Below are 4,152 nucleotides of genomic sequence, written 5' to 3'. Positions count from 1 at the left end.
GGCGAGATTATCCCAGACCCACCGCCCCCAAAAAGGCCGTGGGTACGCCCACGGCATGCCATATCTGCCCAGTCCCGCCCGCGCTGTGCATATCAGGCTTGGCATGCCCCTCCACGCTTGCTAGGATCGGTGGAACATCTTCGGGACTTTCATGCCCGCCTCTGCCCTGCCCATGTCCGGCCCCTCCTTCACCGACTCGGAACTGCTTCCCCCAATGCTGGGCGACGCCCCCCTTCGCAGGGCCCTGGATGCCAGCGACAACGCCATCGTGATTAGCAACAGCGCCAAGCGCGTCGTGTACATCAACCAGGGGTTTACGCGGCTTTTTGGCTTCAAGCCGGAGGAGCTACTTGGCAAGCTGCTCACCGACGTACTGCTCGGCCCTCACTCAGATACAGCCCTGCCGGACGTCATCCGGTCCAAGGTCAACTCGCAGGGCAAGTTCCATGTCGAGACCCTGCTGTACAGCAAATCCGGACAACCGCGCTGGGTGTCGATGATGATCAACGCCTCGAGCGAAGCTTCGGGCGGCCCGGGGGGCAGCATCACGGTGCTGACGGACATCACGCTGACCAAAATGCACGAAGTACTGCAGACGCGCGTACTGGAGGGTATGGTCAAAGAACTGCCACTGGCAGACCTGATGGAGCTCGTGTGCCGCGAAGTGGAGCGAATTGCCCCCGAAGTGACGGCTTCCATACTTGCCGTCGATGCGCAAGGCCGTCTACGCCCTTTGGCAGCCCCCGGTCTACCAGCCGCCGTCTGCGAAGCCATTGATGGCCTGGCCATCGGACCCCAGGTCGGATCTTGTGGCACGGCCGCGTTCCGCAATGAGCAGGTGATCGTGACCGACATCACCACCGATCCTTTGTGGACGGACTACCGCGCCCTGTTTTCCCCCACCGGCCTGCGGGCCTGCTGGTCCAGCCCCATCTGCAACCATCAGGGCAAGCCGGTGGGCACTTTCGCTTTCTATTTTCGGGAGCCCCGCGGCCCCGGCGCATTGCACCAGCGCCTCGTGGAGGTGTGCCTGCACCTATGTGCACTGGCCATTGAGAGAGACAACACCCACCGACGCATTCACCAGCTGGCATCCTTCGACACGCTCACCGGTCTGCCCAATCGCGCCATGTTCCGCAGCAGCGCGGAACGCGCGTTGGCCAAGCTGGAGAACGATGGATGCCCTGGTGCATTGCTGTTCCTGAACCTGGACCGCTTCAAGCAGACCAACGACACCCAAGGACACGCCGCAGGCGACGCGCTACTGTGCGAGGTAGCCGCGCGGCTCACCCAATGCCTGCGTGCACGCGACCTGATCGGACGGCTGTCGGGGGACGAGTTCGTCCTGATGCTGTCCGAATGCAGCACCGAACAGGCTGTGCCAATGGCTCAGCGCATTCTGGAATCCATCGCCCAGCCGCTGGTAATCAACGGGCAGGTCAACCGACCGCACGCAAGCCTGGGGATCGCCATGTTCCCCGACGATGGGGGCGACATCGACACTCTGATTCGGCACGCCGACCAGGCCATGCACCAGGCCAAGAGCGACCATCGGCACAGCCTGCAACTGTTCAGCGCCGAGATGAATCGCCGTGCGCACGAGCGCGCCTCACTGGAGCGCGCGTTGCAACAAGCGTTGGCCGAACGCAGTCTCACCCTGCACTACCAGCCCCAAGTGCTCAGCAGTTCGCCAAGCACTCTGCATGGCGTCGAAGCGCTGGCGCGCTGGCACCACCCTGCCTGGGGTATGGTCCCGCCTTCACAGTTCATTGCCATCGCGGAAGAGGCAGGCCTGATCCATACACTCACGCTATGGCTGCTGGACGAAGCCTGCAGGCAGCTCGCGGCATGGCGCGCTGCAGGCCGCCACGTTCCCTGTGTGGCCGTCAACTTGTCAGGCCGGAGCTTTCACAGGCCCGAGTTCGCGCAGGATATTGCCCAGGCCCTGGAGCGCCACGGACTGCGCCCCAGAGATGTGCTGCTGGAGATCACCGAAAGAGTGATGATGGACGCCCGGCCCGTGACACTGGCCAACATTGACACCTTGCACCGGCAAGGTTTCAAGCTGTCGCTGGACGACTTTGGAACGGGGTACTCCAGCCTCAGCTACCTACACCGGCTGCCGATCAGCGAGCTCAAGCTGGACATGGCCTTCGTGCAAGATCTGACCACCAGCCCCACAGCGCGCGCGCTCACGGTGTCGGTGCTGAGCATTGCGCATAGCCTGGGCATGGTGGTGGTTGCCGAGGGGGTGGAGACCACGGGCCAGCAGCAATGGCTGCAGGCCCATGGCTGCCCTGTCATGCAGGGTTATCTGTTTGGAAAGCCCCTCCCGCCCGAGGATCTAGAGGCATGGCTGGGCGCCCGATCCATTGAACGCAGCCACTGACCGGTGGCATACACACGTGGCATGCACACGCCAGGGCATACATACCATGGCATCGCTGCGCCACAGCAGCAAACGCAAGCTGCGGCTCGGTCAGGCGCGCGGCTCTTCCTGCGGCCAATCACGGATGTAGGCCTTGAGCATCTTGTTCTCGAAGTTCTGACTGTCTACCACGGCCTTCGCCACGTCGTAGAAGCTGATCACGCCCATGAGCATGCGGCGGTCCATCACGGGCATGTAGCGCGCATGGCGGTCCAGCATCATGCGGCGCACTTCGTCCATGTCGGTTTCGAGCGTGCAGGTCAGGGGCGCGTCATCCATGGCCGTGCGCACCAGCATCGTGCCCACGCTGCCGCCGTTTTTCACCACGGCCTGGATCACTTCGCGAAAGGTGAGCATGCCCACCAGGTCGCCATGCTCCATCACCACCAGCGAGCCAATGTCGCGCTCGGCCATCAGGCTCACGGCCCCCGCCAGCGGCTCGTCCGGCGATGCCGTGTACAGGGTGTTGCCTTTGACGCGAAGGATATCGCTGACTTTCATGGTGCTAGGTCTCCGAGAGGGCGAGAGAAGCGCGGCAGGCGCTATAGACAATTTGCTACCAAATATAGCCCACAATGCCCGGCTGCATTGACAACATGGGAGACACCCGATGCCCGGCTATTCCGACCCCGGCTTTGACACGCTGGCCCTGCACGCAGGCGCGAGCCCCGACCCTGCCACCGGCGCACGCGCCACGCCCATCCACCTGACCACGTCGTTCGTCTTCGAGTCGAGCGACCACGCGGCGTCGCTCTTCAACCTGGAGCGCGGCGGCCATGTGTACAGCCGCATCAGCAATCCCACCAACGCGGTGCTGGAACAGCGCGTTGCCGCCCTGGAAGGCGGCGTAGGCGCGATTGCCACCGCCAGCGGCCAGGCCGCACTGCACCTTGCCATCGCCACCCTCATGAGTGCCGGCAGCCACATCGTGGCCAGCACGGCGCTGTATGGCGGATCGCAGAATCTGCTGCACTACACACTGTCACGCTTCGGGATTGAGACCACCTTCGTCAAGCCCGGTGACATCGACGGCTGGCGCGCCGCCGTGCGCCCCAACACCAAGCTCTTCTTTGGCGAGACTGTGGGCAACCCCGGCCTGGATGTGCTGGATATCCCCACCGTGAGTGCGCTTGCGCACGAGGCCGGTGTTCCGCTGCTGGTGGACTCCACCCTCACCTCCCCCTGGCTCATCAAGCCCTTCGAGCATGGCGCCGATCTGGTCTACCACTCGGCCACCAAGTTCCTATCGGGCCACGGCACCGTGGTCGGCGGCATCGTGGTGGATGGTGGCAGTTTTGACTGGGATGGTCCGAAATCCGCTGGCAAGTTTGCCGAGCTGACGCAGCCGTATGACGGCTTTCACAACATGGTGTTCACCGAAGAGAGCACCGTGGGTGCCTTTTTGCTGCGCGCGCGGCGCGAGGGCCTGCGCGACTTTGGCGCCTGCATGAGCCCGCACACGGCCTGGCTCATCTTGCAGGGCATCGAAACCCTGCCGCTGCGCATGGCGCAGCACATGCGCAACACCGAGAAGGTGGTCGAATTCCTGGCTGCGCAGCCCTTTGTATCGCGCGTGGGCCACCCCATGCTGGCGTCGCACCCGAGCCATGCCCTCGCGCAAAAGCTGCTGCCCCGCGGTGCGGGCTCGGTATTCAGCTTTGACCTCAAGGGCAACCGCGAGCAGGGCAAGAAGTTCATCGAAACCCTCAAGGTCTTCAGCCACC

2 protein-coding genes and 1 pseudogene are annotated in these 4,152 nt (G+C 63.7%); 2 read left to right on the top strand and 1 reads right to left on the bottom strand.

Features of this window, described 5'->3' with window-relative positions; translation table 11 throughout:
• The first annotated feature begins 151 nt into the window (after positions 1-151).
• Positions 152-2,389: an EAL domain-containing protein gene (locus tag DBR12_RS19155; RefSeq protein WP_233244905.1), complete on the top strand. Its 2,238-nt coding sequence runs from the start codon at positions 152-154 to the stop codon at positions 2,387-2,389.
• A gap of 90 nt (positions 2,390-2,479) precedes the next feature.
• Here DBR12_RS19155 and DBR12_RS19150 read toward each other — a convergent pair whose 3' ends face one another.
• Entirely contained in the window at positions 2,480-2,929 is a 450-nt protein-coding gene (locus DBR12_RS19150; protein WP_108618701.1) for a CBS domain-containing protein, read from the bottom strand.
• 109 nt (positions 2,930-3,038) lie between these two features.
• Between DBR12_RS19150 and DBR12_RS19145 the strand changes: the two are divergent.
• Positions 3,039-4,152 (top strand): annotated as a pseudogene (locus DBR12_RS19145) (O-acetylhomoserine aminocarboxypropyltransferase); the annotation flags it as partial.

The organism is Acidovorax sp. HMWF029 (genome assembly GCF_003060895.1).
Taxonomy (GTDB): domain Bacteria; phylum Pseudomonadota; class Gammaproteobacteria; order Burkholderiales; family Burkholderiaceae_C; genus Acidovorax.
Note: the sequence above shows the minus strand (reverse complement) of the source record. Positions and strands in the feature narration are given on the sequence as shown.